The organism is Micromonospora sp. NBC_01405, from assembly GCF_045040155.1.
Lineage (GTDB): Bacteria > Actinomycetota > Actinomycetes > Mycobacteriales > Micromonosporaceae > Micromonospora.
In genome coordinates this window covers 224503-246298 of sequence record NZ_CP109532.1, presented here as the reverse complement: position 1 = coordinate 246298, position 21796 = coordinate 224503, and the positions used below count along the sequence as shown (strand labels likewise).

Here is a 21796-nt window from a genome sequence, read left to right as displayed (position 1 = left end):
GACAACCGCCACGCGCCCACGCCTGGTGGCGGGGCTGTGCGGATGGACAAGATCAACCGCGGCGGGCACGATACGACGATGGGTTGGAACACCGCCGCGCTCTTCGTGCACAAGCTCCCGGCCGCCGAGGTGCTCGCCGCACTCCCGTCGAGGTACGCGACCGAGCCGACCGGCGACAGCGTCCAGGCGGACGGGGCCACGGCGTCCTTCCCGGGCGACCGCCTGTACACCGCCGAGCGCGACCAGTGGTGCCAGGTGTGGGACCCCAACTCGCTGATCGCGTTCGAGGTCGACGACCTGTCGACCCGGGGCGCTCTCGCGAACACCCGGGTCCTCGCCGTCCTCTTCGCCAGCGTGAGCAGCAGCTACGCCTTCTGGCTCTACGACCACGGGTCGTTGGCGCGGCACGTCTTCTTTGCCGACGGTGCCCCGGTGGCCGAGAGCGGTGCGCCGCTGCCCGTCGAGGGCGAGGTGAGCCTGCCCGTGTGGGGGCCCGACGAGGACTTCCTCTGGGCGGTGATCCGCGAGGTCACCGGCACCGACTACACGCAGGACGCGCGTTACACGGTCCACGCCGACCCGGGGGCAACCGGTTCCTGATCCGGGCGCCGGACCGGCCTCGGGCCGCTCCCGTGGGCCCGAGCCCGGCCGGAATGGTCGCCTCGCCGCCGGTCAGGGTCGGCCCGGGACCTGCTGCACCACCTCGAACTCCAGCAGGCTCGCGCCGGAGGCGACCGGGCGGCGCTGCTCGCCGTCGGCGTGCGCGGCTCGCGACGGCCCGGCGGCCCACGCCTGGTACGCCTCTTCCGTCTCCCAGCGCGTGTACACGAAGTACCGCTTCTCGCCGGCGACCGGGCGCAGCAGTTCGAAGCCCAGGAAGCCGGGGGAGTTCTCCACCGCGCCGGCCCGCGCCGCGAAGCGCCGCTCCAGCTCCTCGCCCGCGCCCTCGGGTACGTCGATCGCGTTGATCTTTACGACAGCCATGGCCCCACCCTAACCACCACCGCGCCCGCCCGCCCGCACCGTGCCGCCCGCCGCCGCACCCGGCACCGCCCGGGCTGGCGAGGGGGCCGGTGACGAGACCCGTCGGAGGGTCAGAACGTCTCGACGGCCGGCACCAGGTCGGCGTCCACCACGATCGGGGCGTGGTCCGAGGGCCCCTTGCCCTTGCGGGCCTCCCGGTCCACGTACGCGGCGCGGACCGCCAGGGCCAACGGCGCGGACGCGTACACCAGGTCGATCCGCATGCCCTTGTTCTGGTGGAACATCCCCGCCCGGTAGTCCCAGTACGTGTAGGGGTGCGGGCCCTTCATCGGGGTGGGCACCACGTCGTGCAACCCCAGGTCGCGCAGCGCCGCGAGGGCGGCCCGCTCGGCCGGGGTGACGTGGGTGGAGGTGGCGAACAGCGCCGGATCCCAGACGTCGGCGTCGGTCGGGGCCACGTTGAAGTCGCCGCACACCGCCACCGCCGGCCCCCCGGCCAGTTCCTCCTCCAGCGCGTCCCGAAGGGCGGCGAACCAGGCCAGCTTGTACGCGTAGTGCGGGTCGTCGACGGCGCGGCCGTTGGGCACGTAGACCGACCAGACCCGCAGCCCGGCGCAGGTGGCCGAGATGGCCCGGGCCTCCGGCTCGGGGAAGCCCGGCTCGCCGGGGAAGCCGACCGTCACGTCGGCCAGGCCGACGCGGGACAGGATCGCCACCCCGTTCCACCGGCCGTCGCTGTGGCTGGCCACGGTGTAGCCCAACTCGCCGACCTCGGCCACCGGGAACGCCCCGTCGGGGCACTTGGTCTCCTGGAGGCAGACGACGTCGGGGCCGGTGGCGGCCAGCCAGTCGAGCAGCCGGGGCAGGCGGGCCTTCACCGAGTTCACGTTCCAGGTCGCCAGGCGCATGCCTTTAGCCTGCCGTATCCCCGCCCCGACCGCCCGGTCAGCTCCCCGGGGTGTCGCCCGGTCGGCCCTGCTCGGCCAGGAACCGTTCCAGCTCGGCGCCCAGCTCGTCGGCGGTGGGCAGTGGACCGGCCTCCGCGGCGAGCAGGTTCTTCTCGCCCCGGCCCCGGGCGAACGCGTCGTACTGCTCCTCCAGGGCCGAGACGAGGGCGGCGGCGTCCTCGGTCTGTGCGACCTGCCGGTCGATCTCGACCCGGACCACCTCGGCCGCCGAGCGCAGCCCGTCGCGGGGCAGCAGCAGCCCGGTGCTGCGGGACACCGAGGCGAGCAGCACCTCGGCGGCGGCCGGGTACTCGGCCTGGGCGACGTAGTGCGGCACGTGGGCGGAGAAGCCGAGCGCGTCGCGGCCCAACTCGCCGAGGCGGAACTCCAGCAGGTGCCCGACACTGCCGGGGACCTGGACGCGTTGCAGCCACGGCTCGTACCCGGAGATCAGCTCGCGTCTCGTGGCGTGTGCGGTAACCCCGGTCGGCCGGGTGTGCGGGACCGCCATCGGGATCGAGTTGAGCCCGACGGTGAGCCGGACGTCGAGCCGGGCCGACAGCCCGCCGACGGCGGCCACGAAACGCTCCCACTGCAGATCAGGCTCGGGGCCGGTGAGCAGCAGGAAGGGGGTCTCGTCGTCGTCGCGCAGCAGGTGCACCTCCAGCGTGGGCGCCTCGTACTCCTCCCAGTGGTCCTCGACGAAGGTCATCGCCGGGCGGCGGGACCGGTAGTCGTAGAGCTGGTCGATGTCGAAGCGGGCGACCTGGCGCGCGTCGAGGGAGGTGAGCAGCTGCTCCCGGGCCAGCCGGGTGGCGCTCCCGGCGTCGACGAAGCCGGTGAGGGCCTGGATGAGGACCGGCTGCCCGAGGTCGGGCAGCTCGTCGGAGAGTTCATAGAGCTCGTGTGGGTCGAGCACCGGTGCGGACCTCCCTGGAATGTGCCAACGGGGCGCCGTGCCGCGCACAGCCCCCGGTTCGGGGAACGTACCCGCCATCCTTGTGCATTCCTGCGTCGACGGTCCGACGGGAAGGTTCATGATCACAATTAGGTGAACGCCCCACTCCGGCGGCGTCGCCCGTCCCGCCGGGGCCGGACGGTCGACCCGGTGTCGGCCGAACGGGGGAGCGGTCGGTCTCCCCGCTCTCCGTGGGTGTTAGCTGCCCGGCTCGGTGCGCCTCCGTCGGCCCCGGAGGTTCGTCCGGTCCGCCCGGCTCGTGCCGGTGCGGCCCGCAGGCTGCCCGGGTGCCCGGCGTGGCGGGCGGGAGTGTGACGATGGACACCCATTGGCCCGGGGTCATCCGGATTTGTCCCGCCTAGTGTCGGCGGATGCGTGACGACGGCACCCTCGACGACCAGCAGAACCCGGGCGTGGCGGCTGGCCGTTCGGACGTTACCACCTCGTCCGAACGGCCAGCTACTACTTCCACCACCACCGACGGCACCCGCCCCGAGCACCACCGGATTCCTTCCCCTGGCGGTACGACTACCCGCTCCGGGCGGTTGCGTAACCTGCTCGCCCCCGGCCGTTCCGCGTCCGGTCCCGCCGCCCCGGGCCGCCCCTCGCGCCGGCCCGGGCGGACCGTGGTCGCCCTGGCCGCCGGCGTGACCTGCTGCCTCGGCCTTGCCGCCCTGGCCCAGGCCCGGCAGGAGACGCGGGATGACACCGCCGCCCGGGCGGCCGTCGCCGGCGCCGACCTGGAGCGGCGTGCCGCCACCGACGCCGCTTCCCGGTCGCTGGACCGGGTGTCCGCGACGACCCCGTCCGCGACCGTCAGCCCCTCCGCCGCGACCCCGTCCGCCTCCGCCACCACCGTCGATCCGGACACCACCCGCGCTCCCGCCCCCCGCAAGCGGCCCGCGCGCCCGGCCGATCCCGCCCCGGTCGCCGGACTGACCAAGGCGCAGATGGCCAACGCGAAGGTGATCGTGCGGACCGGCAAGGCGATGGGGGTGCCCCGCCGAGGACTGGTCATCGCCGTGGCGACCGCGATGCAGGAGAGCAACCTCTACAACGTGGCCAGCGGAGTGCTGCCCGAGTCGCAGAAGTACCCGCACCAGGGGGTCGGCTGGGACCACGACTCGGTCGGGCTGTTCCAGCAGCGGGCCAGCAGCGGCTGGGGCGAGGTGGGCCAGCTCATGGACCCGGCGTTCGCCACCCGGCAGTTCCTCGCCGCGCTCCAACAGATCCCCGGCTGGCGTGACCTGCCGCTGACCGTGGCGGCCCAGGCTGTGCAGATCTCCGCATATCCGGACCTGTACGCCCAGCACGAGTGGCGGGCGACCGAGGTGGTCAACGCGCACCTGGCCGTGTGAAATGATCACCGCGCGGGCCGGGCGCGCACAGTGAGGACCACAGTGGACGCATGGCGGTTGCTCCCACGGGGTACACATGGGGAAGGCAACTTACAGGAGGACGACATGTCAGCACTGGTGCAGCGGATCAGCCGGTTCCTCCGCTCCCCGCAGGGACAGAAGATCGTCGACCGGGGCCGCCGCGAGATGGCGAAGCCGGAGACCCAGCGCAAACTGAAGCAGTTGGCCTCCCGCCTGTCCACCCGGCGCTGAGCGCCGGCGCCGTCGTACCCGCACGTCACCGACCCCCGGGAGCCTCCGTGACCGACCCCGCCCCCGTCGACGGCCAGCCCAGCGCCCCCGCCCCGGAGCCGGCCGCGCCGCGTCCACCGGCGGTGATCCCAACCGCCGCCCCGGACGTCCCGGAGGCGCCGCCGGCCCGGCTCTGGGACCGGATGCGGGAGGACCCGCAGTACGCCCCGGAGCACCTCGCCCTGGAGGCGGTGCGCCGGCTCGGGCCCGAGGCGGCCCAGTGGGCGGCCCGGGCGCGGGCGGAGCGGCCGGGCGTGCCGGCCGAGGAACTGGCCGACCAGGCGGTCCGCAAGTTCGTCACCCTGGCCCGGCTCTCCGGCGCGGTCTCGGGCGCGGCCGGGCTGCCCGGCGCGGTGATCGACGTCGGGGTGCTGGCCTGGACGCAGGCCCGGATGGTGCTGCACGTCGCGGCGGCCCACGGGATCGATCCGACCCACCCCGACCGGGCCACCGACCTGCTGGTGCTGCAGAAGGTGCACAAGGTCGCCGGGACCGCCCGGCTGGCGCTGGGGGTGGCCGCCGGGCGGGAACGGGCCGGGGCGCTGTTCGGCTCCGGGGGGCAGAACGCGCTGGGCAAGGCGATGATCCGGCTGAGCGTGCGGCTGGCCCAGATGGCCGGGGTGCGGGCGGCGAAGCGGGTCTTCGCCAAGGTGATCCCGGGCGCGGCGATCATCCTCGGCACCTGGGCCAACTCGTCGGCCACCAAGGACCTCGCCGAGCGCTCCCGACAGCTCTATCGCAGCACGGGCGCGGCCGGCTCCCCCACCTGACGCCGTCGCCGGCTCGGGCTCGGGCTGATCCGTGATCGTCTGACGGGAACCGGCGCTACAGCCGGGCGAGGTGCTGGTGAAGGTCAGACGACCGGGGGCCCGGGGTTCAGTCGAAGCCGGCGGCCCGCCAGGTCGCGTCGGCCAGCCGGCCCTGCCCGGCGACGTTGGGGTGGAACCAGTCCAGCGCGTTCACCAGGTCGAGGGTGAAGCGCACCCGGTGCACGGCCCCGCCGTCGTACCGGCACCGCGAACCGTGCGCCCGGCAGGCAGCCTTCAACTGCGCGTTGTAGGCGTCGATCCGGTCCCGCACCCTGGCCCGGCGGGCCACGTCGGCGGGCGCGGTCGAGGTCGCGTCGGCCAGCAGCGCCGGGCAGATGCCGTGCCGCCAGGCCCGCACCGCCCGGGAGTCCGTGTGCCCGACCTCCCACAGCCGGTACAGGTCGGGGATGCTGACCACCAGCACCCGCGCCTTCGGGCGACCCTTGCGCAGCACCCGCAGGCCCCGGTCCACCTCGCTGCGGAAGGTGGCCACCGGGGTCATCGCGTCGACGTCGTCGCGGCACACGTCGTTCGCGCCGATCAGCACCGTGACGTAGTCGGCGCGGTCGCGTACCGCCGCCTCGGCCTGCCCGGCCAGCGCCGCGGCCCGTGCGCCCGGCTTGGCGTGGTTGTACGCCTTCCCGCGCAGCTTCGGGTTCCGGTCGACCAGCCGCTGGTAGTGGCTGTCCACCCGCAGCCCGTCCCCGGTCGACCAGGAGTTGCGCTCGCACGAGCTGAGCATCAGGCAGGAGCCGAAGCCGGCGCTGATCGAGTCACCGAGCGCGGCCATCGCGGCAGGCGTGCCAGGCGCGGGCGATCCACCCGGCGGCCGGGGCTGGGCGCTGCCCCCGTCCTCACAGGCGAGCGCGACCAGGGCCGCCAGGCAGGCGACCGCGGCGACCCAGCGTCGAGGCATCATTCCCCAGTCCCGCGGCGGAGTGCGACAGCGCGGTAACCCTATGCGGGACACCGGGTCAGGGGATGGCCTCCTGTCGGCTTTCCGGCAGTCTGTCCCGTCGTCGCCCTGGGCGTGGTAAAGGCGCGGGGCGGCTGGCGCGGCCGGGTCGGTTAACCGCGCCGATCGGGGGTAGCTCGCAGGGATGACGAAATCGCAGCCCCGACGCGCCCGCGGAACGGTGGGCCACGCGTACAGCGCGCTCAACCTCCGCCTCGCGCTCGCCGGCTTCGGGCTGGTGATCATGGCGGTCTTCGCCGTGCTGGCGTTCCGGGCCGACCTGGTGTGGCTGGGCGTGGTCTGCGCGGTCTTCGCCGCCGTCGCCGTGGTCGACCTTTTCGTCATCCAGCGCCGTCGGGCCGCGCGCCGCCGGGAGCAGCCGGGCGCGCGGCACTCGCTGTTCGAGTGACAGGAGTACGAGAATGCCCATCGCCACCACCAACCCCGCCACCGGACAGGTGCTCAAGTCGTACGACCCGATGTCGGCCGAGCAGCTCGACGCGGCGATCGAGCGGGCCGACCTGGCCTTCCGGGACCTGCACCGGACCACCGTCACCCAGCGGGGGCGGTGGCTGGGCGCCGCCGCCGACCTGCTCGACGCCGAGCGCGACGACACCGCCCGGCTGATGACCACCGAGATGGGCAAGACGTACGCCGCCGCGCGGGCCGAGGTGACCAAGTGCGCGTCGGCCTGCCGGTTCTACGCCGCGCACGCCGAGCGGATGCTCGCCGACGAGCCGGCCGACGCCCGCGCCGTCAACGCCACCCGCGCGTTCGTCCGGTACCAGCCGATCGGGCCGGTGCTGGCGGTGATGCCGTGGAACTTTCCGCTCTGGCAGGTCATGCGGTTCGCCGCCCCGGCGCTGATGGCCGGCAACACCGGCCTGCTCAAGCACGCCTCGAACGTGCCGCAGACCGCCCTGTACCTGGAGGGCCTGTTCCGCCGGGCCGGCTTCGCGGAGGGCGCGTTCACCACCCTGCTCGTCGGCTCGGACGCGGTGGACCGGATCCTCAGCGACCCGAGGGTGCGCGCCGCCACCCTCACCGGCAGCGAGCGCGCCGGCCGGTCGATCGCCCAGATCGCCGGCCGGGAGCTGAAGAAGACCGTGCTGGAGCTGGGCGGCAGCGACCCCTTCGTGGTGATGCCCTCGGCCGACCTGGACCGGGCCGCCGAGGTCGCCACCACCGCCCGCTGCCAGAACAACGGCCAGTCCTGCATCGCCGCGAAGCGGTTCATCGTGCACACCGACGTCTTCGACGCGTTCGCCGAGAGGTTCGCCGCGAACATGGCCGCGCTGCGGGTCGGCGACCCGATGGACGCCGGCACCGACGTGGGGCCGCTGGCCAGCTCCGGCGGCCGGGACGAGGTCCACGCCCAGGTGCGGGACGCCGTGGACCACGGCGCCACGGTGCTGTGCGGCGGCGAGAAGCCGACCGGGGACGGCTGGTTCTACCCGCCGACCGTGGTCACCGACCTGACTCCGCAGATGCGGATGTGGACCGAGGAGGTGTTCGGGCCGGTCGCCGGGCTCTACCGGGTCTCCTCGTACGCCGAGGCCATCGAGGTGGCCAACGGCACCGCGTTCGGCCTCGGCTCCAACGCCTGGACCACCGACCCGGACGAGCAGGAGCGCTTCGCCACCGACCTGGACGCGGGCAGCGTCTTCGTCAACGGGATGACCACCTCGTACCCGGAGCTGCCCTTCGGCGGGGTGAAGAACTCCGGGTACGGCCGGGAGCTGTCCGCGCTGGGCATGCGCGAGTTCTGCAACACCAAGACCGTCTGGGTGGGCCGGGGCGAGGCGTCGGCCGGCGCCGGGGCGCACGCCGAGTAGCGATTGGCCGGACCCCGTCATGGGTAGGAGGTGCGCTCATGACGGTGTTCGGCTTCCACGCGTCCCACGAGCAGATCCACCCGGCCAAGCTGCTGGAGGCGGTGATTCACGCCGAGCGGGCGGGCTTCGACGCCGCCATGTCCTCGGACCACTTCTCCCCGTGGAGCGCCCGGCAGGGCGAGTCCGGGTTCGCCTGGTCCTGGCTCGGCGCCGCCCTCCAGGCCACGAGCCTGCCCTTCGGCGTGGTCAACGCGCCCGGCCAGCGGTACCACCCGGCGATCATCGCGCAGGCGATCGGCACCCTCGGGGCGATGTACCCGGGCCGGTTCTGGGCGGCCCTGGGCACCGGCGAGGCCAGCAACGAGCACATCACCGGGGACGCCTGGCCGCGCAAGGACGTCCGCACCGCCCGGCTGCGCGAGTGCGTCGACGTGATCCGGGCGCTGCTGGCCGGCGAGGAGGTCAGCCACGACGGCCTGGTCACGGTCGACCGGGCGAAGCTGTGGACCCGCCCCGAGCAGCCGCCGGCGCTGATCGGCGCGGCGGTCAGCGTGGCCACCGCCCGCTGGTGCGCCGAGTGGGCCGACGGGCTGATCACCGTCAACGCCTCCACCGATCACCTGCGACAGATGATCGACGCCTACCGGGACGCGGGCGGCCGGGGGCCGCTGCACCTACAGGTGCACGTGAGCTGGGCGCCCGACCAGGCCGAGGCCGAGGCCCTCGCGTACGACCAGTGGCGCAGCAACGTGTTCGCCCCGCCGATCTGCTGGGACCTGGAGACGGCCGAGCACTTCGACGCCGTCTCCGCCGACGTGCCGCTGGAGAAGGTGACCTCCACGGTCAACGTCTCGGCCGACCTCGGCCGGCACGTCGGGTGGCTCCAGGAGTACCTGGAACTGGGCTTCGACCAGATCGCCCTGCACCACGTCGGGCAGGAGCAGCGGGCCTTCATCGACACCTTCGGCGCCGAGGTGCTGCCGAAGTTGCGGGCGGTGTGATCCGGGTCGGGCCCTAGGCTCGTACCTCATGGAGTCACTGTTCGAGGTCGTCGTCTTCCTCGCGATCGCGACGCTCGGCGCGGCGCTGGCCCGCAGGCTGGGCCTGCTCGCGCCGATCGTGCTGGTGGTGCTCGGCCTCGTGCTCTCCTTCGTGCCCGGCTTCCCCCACGTCCGGCTCGACCCGGACCTGGTGCTGGTGGGCATCCTGCCGCCGCTGCTGTACGTGGCGGCGCTGGAGACGTCGGTGCCGGCGTTCCGGCTGAACCTGCGGCCGATCCTGCTGCTCGCCGTCGGCCTGGTGATCTTCACGGCGTTCGCCGTCGGCCTCGTCGTGCACCTGCTGCTGCCGGCGGTGCCGTTCGCGGTCTGCCTGGCCCTCGGCGCGGTGGTGGCCCCGCCGGACGCGGTGGCCGCCACCGCGATCGCCCGGCGGATCGGGCTGCCCCGCCGGGTGGTGACCATCCTCGAGGGCGAGAGCCTGATCAACGACGCCACGGCGCTGGTGCTGCTGCGGGTGGCCACGATGGCGACGATCGGCACCTCGGTCGGGGTCGGCGACGTGGCCTGGGAGGTGGTGGCCGCCACCGGCGGCGGCATCCTGGTCGGGCTGGCCGGCGTGGTGGTCTTCGGGTTCCTGCACAAGCGGATCAGCGACGCCGTGCTGGACAACGCGCTGTCGCTGATCGTGCCGTTCGCGGTGGTCTTCGCCGCCGAGGCGATCCACGCCTCCGGCGTGGTCGCGGTGGTGGTGACCGGGCTCGGGATCGGGCACCGGATGCCGATGCTGATGTCGGCGGCCTCCCGCCTTCAGATCGGCGCGTTCTGGCGGCTGACCCGGTTTCTGCTGGAAGGGCTGGTCTTCCTGCTCGTCGGCCTGCAACTACGCGAGGTGGTACGGGACCTCGACGAGCCGCTCGGCTTCCTGACCGCGATCACCGCGGCGGTGCTGGCGACCGTCCTCCTGGCCCGGTTCGTCTGGATCTTCCCGGCCACGTACCTGGCCCGGCTGGTGCCCCGGGTCCGGCAGCGCGAGACGAGACCGTCGGCGAAGTTCCCGATCGTCATCGGCTGGGCCGGGATGCGCGGCGTGGTGACCCTGGCCGCCGCGCTGGCCCTGCCCCTCACCCTCGCGCAGGACCGCCCCTACCCCCGGGAGCTGTTCATCTGGCTGGCCTTCGCGGTGATCGTGGTGACGCTGGTCGCCCAGGGCGCCACCCTGCCGGCGGTGGCCCACCGGCTCAGGCTGCCGCCGGACGACCCGATGCAGGACGCGCTCTCCGCGGCCGGCGTCCAGCAGCAGGCCAGCCGGGCCGCCCGGGAGCGGCTCGACGCGCTGGCGGACAGCGCGCCGAAGGCCGTCGTGGACCGGCTGCGCCGAGGGCTGGAGGAGCGCACCAACCTGGCCTGGGAGCGGCTCGGCGGGACCGTTCGGGAAACCCCGTCCCAGGCGTACGGTCGGCTGCGGCAGGAGATGATCGACGCGGAGCGGGAGGTGTTCCGGGCCGCCCGCGACGCCGGCCGGATTCCCGAGGAGGTGCTGGTGCGGGCCTACCGTGACCTGGATCTGGAGGAGTCGTTGCTGCGACAGGAGACCGAGTGATGAGCTGTCAGCATCTCACCGAGGCGGGTGCCGTCGAGCCGCTGACCACGGCGGAGTGCCCCGACTGCGTTGCCGTCGGCAACGCCGACTGGGTGCACCTGCGGGCCTGCCTGGCCTGCGGGCAGGTCGGCTGCTGCGACTCCTCGCCGTACCAGCACGCGACGAAGCACTTCGAGGCCACCGGGCACCCGGTGATGCGCTCGATCCAGCCGGGGGAGACGTGGCGCTGGTGCTTCGTCGACGAGGAGATCGGCTGACGCCTCAGCCGTGCGGGACGGCTCGGCCGTGCGGCGCGGCTCAGCCGTGCGGCGTGGCTCGGCCGTGCGGCGTGGCTCAGCCGTGCGGCGCGGTTCGGGAGGCGAGGGCGCGGCGGGTCAGCGTCGGGGTGAGCAGGCCGGCCAGAGCCAGCAGCGCGGCCAGGGCGAGCCAGCCGGGCCACCCGCCGTCGAGCAGCAGCAGGGTCAGCAGGGCCGGCCCGACCGCCCGGGCCAGGCCGGCGAGCAGCCCGTCCGCGCCCTGGTACGCGCCGATCGCATCGGGCGGGGCCAGGTCGTAGGCGAGGCTCGCCCCCGCGGTGCCGTGCCACATGTCGCCGACGGTGAAGACGGCGGTGGCGAGCAGCAGCAGCGCGGTCGCCGACAGGGCCGGCAGGCCGGCCGTGGCCGCGTACAGCAGCATGGCGGCGGCCAGCACGAGGCCGGCGCGGCGCATCGTCGCGGCGGCCGGGACGGCGGTCGCCGCGCCCCGGCTCAACGGGACCGCGAGCAGCACGGTGAGCACGGTGTTCACCAGCAGCACCGCCGAGACCACGGCCGGCGGCGCGCCGGTGCGGGCCACCGTCCACAGCGGCACCACCAGGGTGAGCGTCACGTAGTGCAGGGAGAGCACCGCCGAAGCGAGGCTCACCGCGAGGAACGGGCCGTCGCGCAGTGCCCGGCCCCGCAGTGCCCGGCCCCGCAGCGCCCGGCCCCGCAGCGCCCGGCCCCGCTGGGGCCGGGATGCCCTGGTCCGCCCGGACGGGGGGAAGGCAGGCAGCCGCAGCAGCAGCGCCGCCGAGAGCAGGTAGGTCGCCGCGTTCCCGACCACCAGCAACTGGTACGCCAGGTGGGTGTCCGCCGCGAGCGCGAACCCGGCCAGCCCGGCGCCGACGGCGATGCCCAGGTTGGCCACCGCCCGCAGGGTGGCGAAGGCGTGCACCCGCCCCTCGGGCCCGCCCACGGCGGCGACCAGCGCGGCCCGCACCGCCAGGTTGCCGGACGCGAGCAGCGCGTCGACCAGGGCGACCGCCAGGAAGACCGGGAACGAGTCGACCAGCAGGTACGCCGTCGCGGCGGCGGCCTGGAGCACCTGGAGGACGGCCCGCAGCGTACGGGGGTCGCGCCGGTCGGCGAGTCCGCCGAGCGGGACGCTGGCGGTCAGCCCGACGAGGCCGGCCACGGTCAGCCCGACGCCCACGGAGGAGGCGCTCAGCCCCACATCGCGGGTGAGGAAGAGCGCCTGGCCGGTGAGCCAGAGCCCGACGCCGACGGTGTTGGCCAGGGTGGCCCACGCGAGGGTGCGCAGTCGCCCCGGCGGCGGCAATGGCGACACCGCTGTCCACCACGTCACCCCCCAGACCGTAGGGCGGGGCGCCGTGCGGCGACGCCCCGCCGGCCGCGACTCTGATCACAGTGGCCACCCGACTGGTCGGCCGTTCCCATCATGATCGTCTTCTTCGCCAGCGAGGACATCGCCCGGCATCTCGTCTCCGCAATCGGCGGACGATCGTGATCCCCCGACACGGCTCGTATGACGCAACCGCTATGCGGCTGATCGACCGAGGCCGATTTATTGTCGACGCACATCGATGAAGGCGGCAGCGCCGCCGTGATCCCGAGGAGTGCGTGTGATCCGACGACACCTGCTGCGCACGGTGGGAGCCGTGGCCGCGGTGGTCCTGTCCGCGGCCGGCATGCTGGCCGCCACCGGCACCAGCGCGTCCGCCGTCCGCACCGTCTACTACGACGCCAGCCGGGCCGGCGAGTTCCGTACCAACTTCGACCAGGCCGCCCAGATCTGGAACAGCAAGGTCAGCACCGTCCGGCTGCTGCCGGCCACCCCGGGCAACATCACCATCTACGTCGACACCGGCTGGCCCCGGGCCCAGACGACGTCGCTCGGCAACGGCCGGGTGTGGATGGGCTGGCAGGCGGTGAACCAGGGGTACAACCGGACCCGGATCGCCACCCACGAGATCGGCCACATCCTCGGCCTGCCCGACAACCGCACCGGGCTCTGCACCGACCTGATGTCCGGCAGCAGCGCGCCGGTCTCCTGCGCCAACGCCAACCCCAGCGCCGCCGAGGCGTCCCGGGTCAACTCGCTGTTCGCCGGCAGCCTCGCCGCCGGGTCGACCGCCGCGAAGACGTACGTCTGGAACGGCGAGGAGGCCGACGGGGACATCTCGCCGAACGTCGTCGGCGGCGTCCCCGCCTCGGAGAACTACTCCTTCCTGGTGTACAGCTCCGGCTGCACCGCCTCGCTGATCAAGGCCAACTGGGTGGTCACCGCGAAGCACTGCCCGACGCCCGCCTCGGTGCGGGTGGGCAGCACCAACCGCACCAGCGGCGGCACCGTCGTCGGGGTGAGCAGGGCGGTCAACCACCCGTCGATCGACGTCAAGCTGTTCCAGCTCGCCAGCTCGGTCAGCCATGCGCCGGCCACGATCCCGACCACCTCGGGAGCGGTGGGCACCGCCACCCGGATCATCGGCTGGGGCCAGACCTGCCCGACGTCCGGCTGCGGCTCCGCGCCGACCGTGGCCCGGGAACTGGACACCTCGATCGTGGCCGACAGCCGGTGCAGCGGCATCAACGCCACGTACGAGATCTGCACCAACAACACCGGCGGCGTCGCCGGCGCCTGCTACGGCGACTCCGGCGGCCCCCAGGTCCGCAAGGTCAACGGCGTGTGGAACCTGATCGGCGCGACCAGCCGCGCCGGCAACAACAACCCCACCTGCGCCACCGGCCCGTCGATCTACGGCGACCTGCCGTCGATTCGCACCTGGATCAACACCCAGGTCGGCGGCCTCCCCGCCTGATCCTGGCGCGTCACAGCGTCACCGGGTTACCCGGCATCACCGGGGCGCCCGCTCCTCCCGCGAGTCGAGGGGAGCGGGCGCCCCGGCCCCGTGCACGGCAAAACCGGTTGTTGCCCGGGTGGCCACTTGATGGGGTGTCGAGCATGGAACCGGTACGGGTGCGGGCCGCGACGGCGGGGGAACTGGTTGCGCTCCAGCGGATCGAGGTGGCCTCGGGGGAACCGTTCCGCGAGATCGGGATGACGGAGATTGCCGACATGCCACCGCTGCCCCTGGCCGCCCTCGCCGCGTACCGGCATGCCGGTCGTGCCTGGGTGGCCGCCACCCCGGCAGCGGATCTGTCCGCCGTCCCGGCCGTTGCCCGGGCTGGTGAGCCGGGCGGCGGTCCGGGCGCTGACCCGGCGGGCGACCCGGTCGCCTTCGTGGTGGTCGACCTGGTCGACGGTGCCGCCCATGTGCAGCAGCTCAGCGTGCACCCGTACTTCGCCCGACGTCGCATCGGAGCCGTCCTGCTCGACCACGTCTCCGCCTGGGCCGCCAGGCGAGGGCTGCCGGCGCTCACGCTCACCACCTTCCGCGCCGTGCCGTGGAACGCGCCGTATTACGCCCGTTGCGGCTTCCGGAAACTGAAACCGGACGAGCTGACGCCGGGCCTCGCCGCGATGCTGGCCGCCGAGGCGGCGCTGGGGCTCGACCCGGCAGCCCGGCTGGCGATGCGCCGCCCGGCGACCTGACCCGCCCCCGCCCCCGCCCCCGTCCCGCCCGCCCCGCCCGCCGCTTCCAAGACCCGTCGCGGCGAATGACTCGTGCAAATACACGGAATTCGTGGCTATGCGGCGCGGAAAGGCCACTAATTCCGTGAATTTGCGTGGGCGGGGTGGGGTGGGGTGGGGTGGGGTGGGTTAGGAGAGGGTGCAGGGGGAGTTGTTGATCGTGACCAGGCCGGGGGCGGGGTTGGCGCCGCCGGCGGTGGTCGCGTTGAAGCCGAAGGTGGCGCTGCCGCCCGGGGCGATTCGGGCGTTGTACGACTCGTTCCTGGCCGTCACCGTGGCCCCGGACTGGGTCACCTTCGCCATCCACGCCTCCCGCACCCGCTGGTCACCGGTGAACGCGAACCGGGCGGTCCAGCCGTTCACCACGGCGGGGCCCGTGTTGCGGATGGTCACCTGGGCGGTGAACCCGGTCCCGCCCTGCCAGGTGCCGTAGTTGGTGTACGTCACGGCGCAGGTCGGGGCGGGCACGGCCGCCGCGTCGTCCTGGTCGGCGAGGAACGAGGCCAGCCAGGCCAGCGCCGAGTTCCAGTTGATCGCCACCTCGTTGGTCGAGTACGAGTTGATGTCGTCGATGTAGCAGAACTGCGGCTCGCAGCCGGCCAGCAGGTTCGCCGAGAACGGGTCCTGGAGGGCGGCGTTCGCGCCACCGGCCAGCGAGCCGGCCGGCGGGTTCGGCAGGGTCGGGTCGAACTGGTTGCCGAACATCCGGCTGTGCTGGTTCCGCGCGGCGTGCTCGCCCCAGCCGGTGACGTACGAGATGTTGAGCGCGTTGCGGCCGAACAGGTAGTCCGCCGCCTGCACCGCCCCGTCCCGGTACTTCGCGTCCCGGGTCAGGTCGAAGGCGGTGCCCAGCACGACCGCGTTGTTGGCGATGTTGCCGTTGCCGCCCCAGAAGTAGCTGGCGGCGTCGCCGGGCATCGGCAGCCCGTACGCCTGGCCGCGCAGGATCTCCAGGTAGCGGTCGGCGGCGGCGGTCACCGAGGCGCGCACCCGGTTCCGGTCGGCGGTGGGCAGGCCGCTCGGCACGGTGGCCAGGTCGAGCCGGCCCAGCGCGGCGACGCCCTGCCAGCCGAAGCCCTGGTCGCCGAAGACCGCGCCGGTGTGGTGCTTGGAGGCGGTCACGTCGGTCAGGTACGTCGGCTGGCCGGTGCTCAGGTACAGCTCCGCCGCGGCCCAGTAGAACTCGTCGCTGATGTCGGTGTCGTCGTACGCGCCGCCGCCGGTGGAGTCGGCCGGGCTGGCGTACACCGCCGGGTGGGCCTTGGCCGCCGCGTACGCGGTCTTCGCGGCGGTGCCGCAGCGGGTGGCGAACACCGCGTCGTACGGGGCGAACAGCCGGGCGCACTGGGCGGCGACGGCGGCCAGGTTGAGGGTGGCGGCCGTGGACGGCGGGTGCAGCTCGCGCGGCTGCGGGTCGGCGGCCGGGTCGAGCGGCAGGCCGGTCCAGTTCCTGTCGTGGATCTTGTGGTGGGCCATCCCGGCCAGCGGCTTGCCGGCCGGCACCTGCATGCGCAGCAGGAACTCCAACTCCCAGCGGGCCTCGTCGAGGACGTCCGGCACGCCGTTGCCGCGCTCGGGCACCCGCAGCGAGCCGTCGGCCAGGCCCGCGCCGGCGTCGGCCGTGGCCGCCGTCTTGGTCCGCTCGAAGGTGTTCAGGAGCTGGTAGGTGGCTATGCCGCCGTTGACCACGTACTTGCCGTGGTCGCCCGCGTCGTACCAGCCGCCGCGCACGTCGAGGGAGTAGTCACAGATTCCCGGCTGGCAGGGCACGCTGGTGTCGCCCTGGTTGGGGGCGACGCCGAGGTGGCCGGCGGGGCGGGCGTACTCGTCGCCGACCAGGTCGCCGTCGATGGCGATGCCGCTGCGCTGGACGTAGAAGAACTGGAGGGCGTCGGCGCGCAGCTTGTCGTAGAGCGTGCCGGATATGTCGAACGGGTGGCTGGTCTCGCCGTCGGCAACCAGGGTGTAGCCGGTGCCCGGGGTGCGGTAGGCGGAGAAGTCGACGGTCTGCACGTTCTGGCCGGACGCCTCGTCGACCCCGCGCGGGGTGCTTCGCCCGCCGGCCACCACGACGCCGGCGGCGGAGCGGAGCTGCCAGTCGAGGGGGCCGGTGGCCTCGGTGACCACGGTGGCGTTCTTGGGGCCGCCGGGCAGGTAGCCGACCTGGTTCACCCGTACCCGGGGGCCGGTGTCCGGCTCGTACGGCTCGGGCGGCTCGCCGCCGCGTAGCGAGACGTTGTCGAGGCAGACCGTCTGCTCGGCGGCGGCACCGCCGACCTGGAAGATGAGCTGCGCGCCCGGGTTGTCCTCGCCGGCGGTGAAGGTCTTGGTGAAGTGCTGGCTGCCGCTGGTGGCGGCGGCGTCCACACTGGCGTACTGCGTGTAGGGGGCGGCGCCGAGCTGGAGGACGGCCTTGACGTTCGCCCCGGGGGTGGCGGAGATGTCGAAGGCCAGCTCGTACTCGGCGCCGGCTTTCAGCGGCACGGCGTCCTGGCCGATGCCGGCGTCCCAGGGGTTGGCCAGCCCGCCGGGGACGGCGGCGCAGAGCCGGCCGTCGGTGACGCCGAGCGGGCCGGTGCCGTAGGAGAACCAGGGGGCGACGCCCGCGCCGAAGTCGCCGTTCTTCAGCTGCTCGGGGGCGTCCGGTGGGACCTCGGCGTGGGCCATGCCGGCGGTGGTGCCGGTGAGGGCCAGGGTGGTCGCCGCGGCGAGTGCCGCGAGGCGGCGTCGGCGGCGTCGGGGTGGCGTCACGGGGGTTCCTTCCGGGGGACGGGCTGAAGCCGGTTCTGGGAGCGCTCCCAGTATCGCTCCGATATTTCCAGCGGGTGTCCGCCGTGTCAATTGAGGATGCTGAATAAACTGGACCCGTTCACACCCCTGGTCCGGTCCGCCACGTGAGATTCGCCGCGCCACGCGACGTCGTGGCGATCTCCTAGAGACAACTGCGCCCTCCAACTGGCAGGCTGCGTCCCATGACCCTGAAGCTGCGTTCCGTAGGGGTGAGTGACCGCGGGCTGATTCGCAGCGGCAACCAGGACGCCCTGCACTCCGGCACCTGGCTCGTCGCCGTCGCCGACGGCATGGGCGGGATGGCAGCCGGCGACCTGGCCAGCCGGATCGCGATCGACGCGGTCGGGCCGCTGGACCTGGCGACCCCGGAGGACGCCCTGGTCGCCGCCCTGCAGAGCGGGATCGAGCTGGCGACCGCGGGGATCCGCGAGGCGGTGCGGGAGGACCCGGAGCGGCAGGGCATGGGCACCACCCTGACCGCCCTGCTCTTCGCCCGAACCGGAAGCTGCCTCGCCCTGGCCCACGTCGGGGACTCCCGCGCCTACCTCTACCGGGAGGGGGTGCTCAAGCAGATCACCCGGGACGACACCTTCGTGCAGATGCTCGTCGACCAGGGCGTGATCACCGCCGACCAGGCCGCGAGCCACCCCCGCCGGGCCGTGGTCACCCAGGCGTTGCAGGGCGAGCAGGTCTCCCCGGCGTACGCGACGATGGTGCCCCGGGCCGGCGACCGGTGGCTGCTGTGCAGCGACGGGTTGTCCAACGTGGTCCGCCCGGACACCCTCGCCGAGGTGCTCGGCGCCCACCCGGACCGGGACGGGTGCGCCCGGCGGCTGATCGATCTGGCGCTACACGCCGGCGGCCCCGACAACATCACCGTCGTCGTCGCCGACGTGGTCGTCGAGGACTGACCCGGGTGCGGCGGCTCAGCGGCGGCGCGGGGCGGCCCGGCGGGTGGGCTCGGCCGTGGTCGGGTCCTCCGGCCAGGGGTGCCGGGGGTAGCGCCCGCGCAGCTCGGCACGGACCTGCGGATAGCCGGTACGCCAGAACGACGCCAGGTCCGCGGTGACCGCCACCGGCCGGCCGGCGGGGGAGAGCAGGTGCAGCAGCACCGGCACCCGACCGTCGGCGATCCGGGGCGCCTCGGCCCAGCCGAAGGTCTCCTGGAGCTTCACCGCCAGGACCGGGGCGGCCGGGTCGGCGTAGTCCACCCGGACGCGGGAGCCGCTGGGCACGGCGAGCCGCTCCGGGGCCAGCTCGTCGAGCCGGGCGGCCTGCCGCCAGGGCAGCAGCCTACGCAGGGCGGCGGTCACGTCGACCCGGGCCAGGTCGGCCCGGCGTCGGGCGGCGGCCAACTCCGGGCCGAGCCAGGCTTCCACCCCGGCGAGCAGCGCCTCGTCGCCCACGTCCGGCCAGTCCGGGCCGAGGGCGTGCCGGCAGAACGCCATCCGCTCGCGCAGCGCCCGTGCGGCCGGGGTCCAGGTCAGCAGCGTCAGGCCGCCGCGGCGCAGCCCGTCGCGCAGCGCCGCGGCCACCAGCGCCGGCTCCGGCCGGACCAGCGCCCGGGCGACCAGCTCGATCGCGCCGAGCCGGGCCACCTCTCGGGCCACCACGTCGCCGCCGGACCAGGTCACCTCCCGAGCGGAACGTAGCAGCGGGCCGCCGGCCTCGCGGGCGGTCGCCTCGTCCAGGCCGGTGGCCAGCCGGACCCGGGCGGTCGGCGCGCCGGGGGAACGGTCGGCCACCGCGATGGCCAGCCACGTCGCGCCGGCCAGCCCCGAGCCCGGCGCCAGCTCCGCCTCGGTCCCGCCCGCCATCAGGTACGCCGACCCGCCGGCCCGGCGCACCCGGGCCAGCCGCTCCGGGTACGCCAGCCCGACCAGCAGCCCGGCGGCGAGATCGTCGGGCAGCCGGCCCTCCCCACGTTCCCGGGCGGACGCGCGGCCGTCCTTCCCGGGGGGCAGGGCGGCGCGGAGCCGGCGCACCTCGGTACGCCAGCGGGCCGTGGCGCCCGGGTCGGCACCCGAGCGCAGCCGGCGCCACCCGGCGGTCAGGTCGTCGCCCGGCCCGGCGGCGGTGTCCTCGGCGAGCAGCGCCACCACCTCGGCGGCCCGGTCGGCGCCGACCACCGCTGCTCCGTCCAGCAGGGCCCGGGCCAGCCGGGGATGCGCCCCCGCGCCGGCGATCGCCCGCCCCCGGGCGGTGATCCGGCCGGCCGCGTCCAGCGCGCCGAGGGTGGTCAGGGTCTCCCGGGCGACCGTCATCGCGGCGGCCGGCGGGGGGTCGGGCAGGGCCAGCCCGCTGCCGTCCGGCTCGCCCCAGGCGGCCAGCTCCAGGGCGAACCCGGTGAGGTCGGCGGTGGCGATCTCCGGCTCCGGCTGCGCGGCGAGCCGGGCATGGGTGGCCTCCGACCAGCACCGGTACACGTGCCCGGGGGCCTCCCGGCCGGCCCGGCCGGCCCGCTGGGTGGCGGCGGCCCGGGACACCGGCACCGTGACCAGCGCGCCCAGCCCTCGGGCCAGGTCCACCCGGGGCACCCGGGCGAGCCCGGCGTCGACCACCATCCGGACCCCGGGGACGGTGAGGCTGCTCTCCGCCACGGCGGTGGCCAGCACCACCCGTCGCCGGTCGGCGGGCCGCAGCGCGGCGTCCTGCTCCGCCCCGCGCAGCCGGCCGTGCAGCGGCAGCAGGGCGACGGAGCCACGCAGGTCGGCCAGTCGGCGGGTCACGGCAGCGATCTCACCCACCCCGGGCAGGAAGACCAGCACGTCCCCGTCCCGCTCGGCCAGGGCCCGGCGTACGGTCGCCGCGATGTGGTCCAGCAGCGCCGGGTCGACGCGGCCGGCCCCGGAAGGGGTTACCGGCCGGGGCGGCGGGGCCCAGACCCGGGTCACCGGGTGCAGGGCCGAGGCGGCCCGGACCACCGGGGCCGGCGTGCCGTCGGCGCCGAGCAGCTCGGCGAACCGGTCCGCGTCCGGGGTGGCCGACATGGCGGCCAGCCACAGGTCGGGGCGCAGTGTCGCCCGCGCCTGGACGGTGAACGCCAGCGCCAGGTCGGCGTCGAGCTGCCGCTCGTGGCACTCGTCCAGCAGCACCGCGCCGACCCCGGGCAGCTCCGGGTCGTGGTGCAGCCGGCGTACCAGTAGGCCGGTGGTGACCACCTCGACCCGGGTGGCGGGGCCGACCCGGCGCTCGCCGCGCACCGCGTACCCGATCCGGTCGCCGACCCGCTCGCCGAGTAGGGCGGCCATCCGGTGCGCCGCCGCGCGGGCGGCCACCCGGCGGGGCTGGGCGATCACCACCCGGCCGGCGACCGCCCCGGCCACGGCCAGCGGGGCGAGGGTGGTCTTCCCGGTGCCCGGGGGCGCCACGAGGACCGCGCCGCCGGCCGCGCGCAGCGCGTCGAGCAGCGCCGGCAGCACGGGCCGGACCGGCAGGTCGAGGGGTACGTCGTCGAGCACCTACCTACTGTCGCACCGACGGCGCGGGCGTCCGTCGGGGCCTACCGCGTCGGGGCCGGCGGGTGGGTGTGCCGCGTGGCGCTCCCGATCAACGCCTCGGCGTCGTCCCCGGCGAGCAGGTGGAGCGCCGGCGCGGCGGGGACGATCGGGTCGCCGGTCACCCTCCGAGTCGGTCTGGACAAGATCCGCAGGTCGCATGTGCACGGAGTGCAACTGTCGAGACGGGGAGTTGCGTTGCAAACAGAGGGCGTGCATCCTTTCACCCGGCGTCGATCTGTTGTGGACAATCCGTTCGGGAGGCTCGTTTGCTCACCGCCGACGAGTTCTATCTGATCGCCCACAACGACAGCCGGGGCCGGGCGAAGCTGCACCCCAGCGCGGTGGGCATCTGCCTGGCGGCCGGGCTCCTCGGCGAGCTGGTCCTGTCCGGCCGGATCACCGTCAGCGCCGGCAACGTGACGGTGATGGACCGCCGCCCGCCGGCCGACGCCCTGGCGCACACCGTGCTGGACCAGCTGATCGGCGAGTCCCAGCACCAGTCGGTCCGCACCTGGCTGAGCTTCCTCGGGCAGTCCGCGGCAACGTCGGTGGCGGAGCGGCTGGCCCGGGCCGGGGTGCTGCACCGGCAGGAGAGCCGCCGGCTGCTGCGCACCACCATCGGCTACGTACCGATCGACCTGAACGCGGTGGCCTGGCCGGCCACCCGGCTGCGGGCCCTGCTGGACCGGCCGGAGCCGCCGGCCGTGCCGGACGGGCTGCTCTTCGGCCTGGTTTCGGCCGCCGGGCTCACCCGCGAGGTGCTGTGGAGCGCGAACCCCCGCGCCCACCACCGGCTCGGCGTCCTCATCCCCGCGTTGCCCCCGCCGCTGAAGGAGCTCGTCGCGCACGCCGAGGCCGCCGTGGGCGCGTCGGTACTGCGCGGCATGCCCTGACCGGCCGGGCCCTCACCCCT

The 21796-nt window shown here is 74.5% G+C and carries 20 protein-coding genes and 1 pseudogene; 14 read left to right on the top strand and 7 right to left on the bottom strand.

The window, feature by feature from the left end; genetic code table 11:
- Positions 1–42 precede the first annotated feature (42 nt).
- On the top strand, positions 43–600 hold the full coding sequence (locus tag OG559_RS01180; RefSeq protein ID WP_405111236.1) for a hypothetical protein: 558 nt from the start codon (positions 43–45) through the stop codon (positions 598–600).
- A gap of 72 nt (positions 601–672) precedes the next feature.
- Here the strand turns inward: OG559_RS01180 and OG559_RS01175 are convergent, their stop codons facing one another.
- From OG559_RS01175 to OG559_RS01165, 3 genes are all read right to left on the bottom strand, one after another.
- A complete protein-coding gene (locus tag OG559_RS01175) occupies positions 673–984 on the bottom strand; it encodes an antibiotic biosynthesis monooxygenase family protein (RefSeq protein ID WP_405111234.1) in 312 nt (103 codons plus the stop codon).
- A 110-nt stretch (positions 985–1094) separates the two neighbouring features.
- Entirely contained in the window at positions 1095–1892 is a 798-nt protein-coding gene (locus OG559_RS01170; RefSeq protein ID WP_405111231.1) for an exodeoxyribonuclease III, read from the bottom strand.
- A gap of 37 nt (positions 1893–1929) precedes the next feature.
- Complete coding sequence (locus OG559_RS01165; protein WP_396673985.1) at positions 1930–2850, bottom strand: proteasome assembly chaperone family protein; 921 nt, start codon at positions 2848–2850, stop codon at positions 1930–1932.
- Positions 2851–3260: 410 nt separating this feature from the next.
- On the opposite strand from OG559_RS01165, the gene OG559_RS01160 reads away from it, so the two are divergent.
- The 3 genes from OG559_RS01160 to OG559_RS01150 all read left to right on the top strand — a co-directional run bounded on the left by OG559_RS01160 (position 3261) and on the right by OG559_RS01150 (position 5308).
- A complete protein-coding gene (locus OG559_RS01160; protein WP_405111228.1) occupies positions 3261–4247 on the top strand; it encodes a peptidase M23 in 987 nt (328 codons plus the stop codon).
- Positions 4248–4352: 105 nt separating this feature from the next.
- Positions 4353–4499, top strand: a complete 147-nt coding sequence (locus OG559_RS01155) for a hypothetical protein (RefSeq protein WP_201754126.1) — start codon at positions 4353–4355, stop codon at positions 4497–4499.
- A gap of 47 nt (positions 4500–4546) precedes the next feature.
- The gene (locus tag OG559_RS01150) at positions 4547–5308 is read left to right on the top strand and encodes an EcsC family protein (protein WP_405111225.1); all 762 of its coding nucleotides are present in this window, start codon (positions 4547–4549) and stop codon (positions 5306–5308) included.
- Positions 5309–5414: 106 nt separating this feature from the next.
- On the opposite strand, the gene OG559_RS01145 is transcribed toward OG559_RS01150, so the two are convergent.
- A complete protein-coding gene (locus OG559_RS01145) occupies positions 5415–6263 on the bottom strand; it encodes a GDSL-type esterase/lipase family protein (protein ID WP_405116303.1) in 849 nt (282 codons plus the stop codon).
- A 184-nt stretch (positions 6264–6447) separates the two neighbouring features.
- Here OG559_RS01145 and OG559_RS01140 point away from each other — a divergent pair, with 184 nt between their 5' ends.
- Genes OG559_RS01140 through OG559_RS01120 form a run of 5 tightly spaced genes read left to right on the top strand, consistent with a single transcriptional unit; the run spans position 6448 to position 10995 of the window.
- Complete coding sequence (locus OG559_RS01140) at positions 6448–6711, top strand: DUF6343 family protein (RefSeq protein ID WP_405111222.1); 264 nt, start codon at positions 6448–6450, stop codon at positions 6709–6711.
- A gap of 13 nt (positions 6712–6724) precedes the next feature.
- Positions 6725–8137, top strand: a complete 1413-nt coding sequence (locus OG559_RS01135) for an NADP-dependent succinic semialdehyde dehydrogenase (protein WP_405111219.1) — start codon at positions 6725–6727, stop codon at positions 8135–8137.
- A gap of 38 nt (positions 8138–8175) precedes the next feature.
- Positions 8176–9138, top strand: coding sequence for a TIGR03885 family FMN-dependent LLM class oxidoreductase (locus OG559_RS01130; RefSeq protein ID WP_405111216.1), 963 nt, complete (start codon positions 8176–8178; stop codon positions 9136–9138).
- A gap of 28 nt (positions 9139–9166) precedes the next feature.
- The gene (locus tag OG559_RS01125; protein ID WP_405111214.1) at positions 9167–10738 is read left to right on the top strand and encodes a Na+/H+ antiporter; all 1572 of its coding nucleotides are present in this window, start codon (positions 9167–9169) and stop codon (positions 10736–10738) included.
- The gene (locus tag OG559_RS01120) at positions 10738–10995 is read left to right on the top strand and encodes a UBP-type zinc finger domain-containing protein (protein WP_405111211.1); all 258 of its coding nucleotides are present in this window, start codon (positions 10738–10740) and stop codon (positions 10993–10995) included. Before OG559_RS01125 ends, OG559_RS01120 begins: the two co-directional genes overlap by 1 nt.
- A gap of 76 nt (positions 10996–11071) precedes the next feature.
- On the opposite strand, the gene OG559_RS01115 is transcribed toward OG559_RS01120, so the two are convergent.
- Positions 11072–12346: an MFS transporter gene (locus OG559_RS01115; RefSeq protein WP_405111208.1), complete on the bottom strand. Its 1275-nt coding sequence runs from the start codon at positions 12344–12346 to the stop codon at positions 11072–11074.
- A gap of 343 nt (positions 12347–12689) precedes the next feature.
- On the opposite strand from OG559_RS01115, the pseudogene OG559_RS01110 reads away from it, so the two are divergent.
- The 3 genes and pseudogenes from OG559_RS01110 to OG559_RS01100 all read left to right on the top strand — a co-directional run.
- Positions 12690–13097, top strand: a pseudogene (locus OG559_RS01110) (snapalysin family zinc-dependent metalloprotease); the annotation flags it as partial.
- Between the two features lie 3 nt (positions 13098–13100).
- Entirely contained in the window at positions 13101–13820 is a 720-nt protein-coding gene (locus OG559_RS01105) for a S1 family peptidase (RefSeq protein ID WP_405116301.1), read from the top strand.
- Between the two features lie 143 nt (positions 13821–13963).
- On the top strand, positions 13964–14554 hold the full coding sequence (locus OG559_RS01100; RefSeq protein WP_405111206.1) for a GNAT family N-acetyltransferase: 591 nt from the start codon (positions 13964–13966) through the stop codon (positions 14552–14554).
- Between the two features lie 168 nt (positions 14555–14722).
- Here the strand turns inward: OG559_RS01100 and OG559_RS01095 are convergent, their stop codons facing one another.
- Positions 14723–17344: a glycoside hydrolase family 9 protein gene (locus OG559_RS01095; protein ID WP_405111203.1), complete on the bottom strand. Its 2622-nt coding sequence runs from the start codon at positions 17342–17344 to the stop codon at positions 14723–14725.
- Positions 17345–17565: 221 nt separating this feature from the next.
- Between OG559_RS01095 and OG559_RS01090 the strand changes: the two genes are divergently transcribed.
- Positions 17566–18294 carry a PP2C family protein-serine/threonine phosphatase gene (locus tag OG559_RS01090; protein WP_405111200.1) on the top strand — a complete coding sequence of 243 codons (729 nt, stop codon included), beginning with the start codon at positions 17566–17568 and terminating at the stop codon, positions 18292–18294.
- Between the two features lie 15 nt (positions 18295–18309).
- Here the strand turns inward: OG559_RS01090 and hrpB are convergent, their stop codons facing one another.
- The gene (gene hrpB / locus OG559_RS01085) at positions 18310–20844 is read right to left on the bottom strand and encodes an ATP-dependent helicase HrpB (protein ID WP_405111197.1); all 2535 of its coding nucleotides are present in this window, start codon (positions 20842–20844) and stop codon (positions 18310–18312) included.
- 305 nt (positions 20845–21149) lie between these two features.
- On the opposite strand from hrpB, the gene OG559_RS01080 reads away from it, so the two are divergent.
- Complete coding sequence (locus OG559_RS01080) at positions 21150–21776, top strand: GPP34 family phosphoprotein (protein WP_405111194.1); 627 nt, start codon at positions 21150–21152, stop codon at positions 21774–21776.
- Positions 21777–21796: the final 20 nt, after the last annotated feature.

Coding starts and splice junctions, on each gene's coding strand:
- OG559_RS01145 (WP_405116303.1), bottom strand. CDS start 6,263: ATGCCTCGACGCTGGGTCGCCGCGGTCGCCTGCCTGGCGGCCCTGGTC.
- OG559_RS01130 (WP_405111216.1), top strand. CDS start 8,176: ATGACGGTGTTCGGCTTCCACGCGTCCCACGAGCAGATCCACCCGGCC.
- OG559_RS01175 (WP_405111234.1), bottom strand. CDS start 984: ATGGCTGTCGTAAAGATCAACGCGATCGACGTACCCGAGGGCGCGGGC.
- OG559_RS01135 (WP_405111219.1), top strand. CDS start 6,725: ATGCCCATCGCCACCACCAACCCCGCCACCGGACAGGTGCTCAAGTCG.
- OG559_RS01120 (WP_405111211.1), top strand. CDS start 10,738: ATGAGCTGTCAGCATCTCACCGAGGCGGGTGCCGTCGAGCCGCTGACC.
- OG559_RS01125 (WP_405111214.1), top strand. CDS start 9,167: ATGGAGTCACTGTTCGAGGTCGTCGTCTTCCTCGCGATCGCGACGCTC.
- OG559_RS01170 (WP_405111231.1), bottom strand. CDS start 1,892: ATGCGCCTGGCGACCTGGAACGTGAACTCGGTGAAGGCCCGCCTGCCC.
- OG559_RS01100 (WP_405111206.1), top strand. CDS start 13,964: ATGGAACCGGTACGGGTGCGGGCCGCGACGGCGGGGGAACTGGTTGCG.
- OG559_RS01140 (WP_405111222.1), top strand. CDS start 6,448: ATGACGAAATCGCAGCCCCGACGCGCCCGCGGAACGGTGGGCCACGCG.
- OG559_RS01160 (WP_405111228.1), top strand. CDS start 3,261: ATGCGTGACGACGGCACCCTCGACGACCAGCAGAACCCGGGCGTGGCG.
- OG559_RS01090 (WP_405111200.1), top strand. CDS start 17,566: ATGACCCTGAAGCTGCGTTCCGTAGGGGTGAGTGACCGCGGGCTGATT.
- OG559_RS01180 (WP_405111236.1), top strand. CDS start 43: ATGGACAAGATCAACCGCGGCGGGCACGATACGACGATGGGTTGGAAC.
- OG559_RS01155 (WP_201754126.1), top strand. CDS start 4,353: ATGTCAGCACTGGTGCAGCGGATCAGCCGGTTCCTCCGCTCCCCGCAG.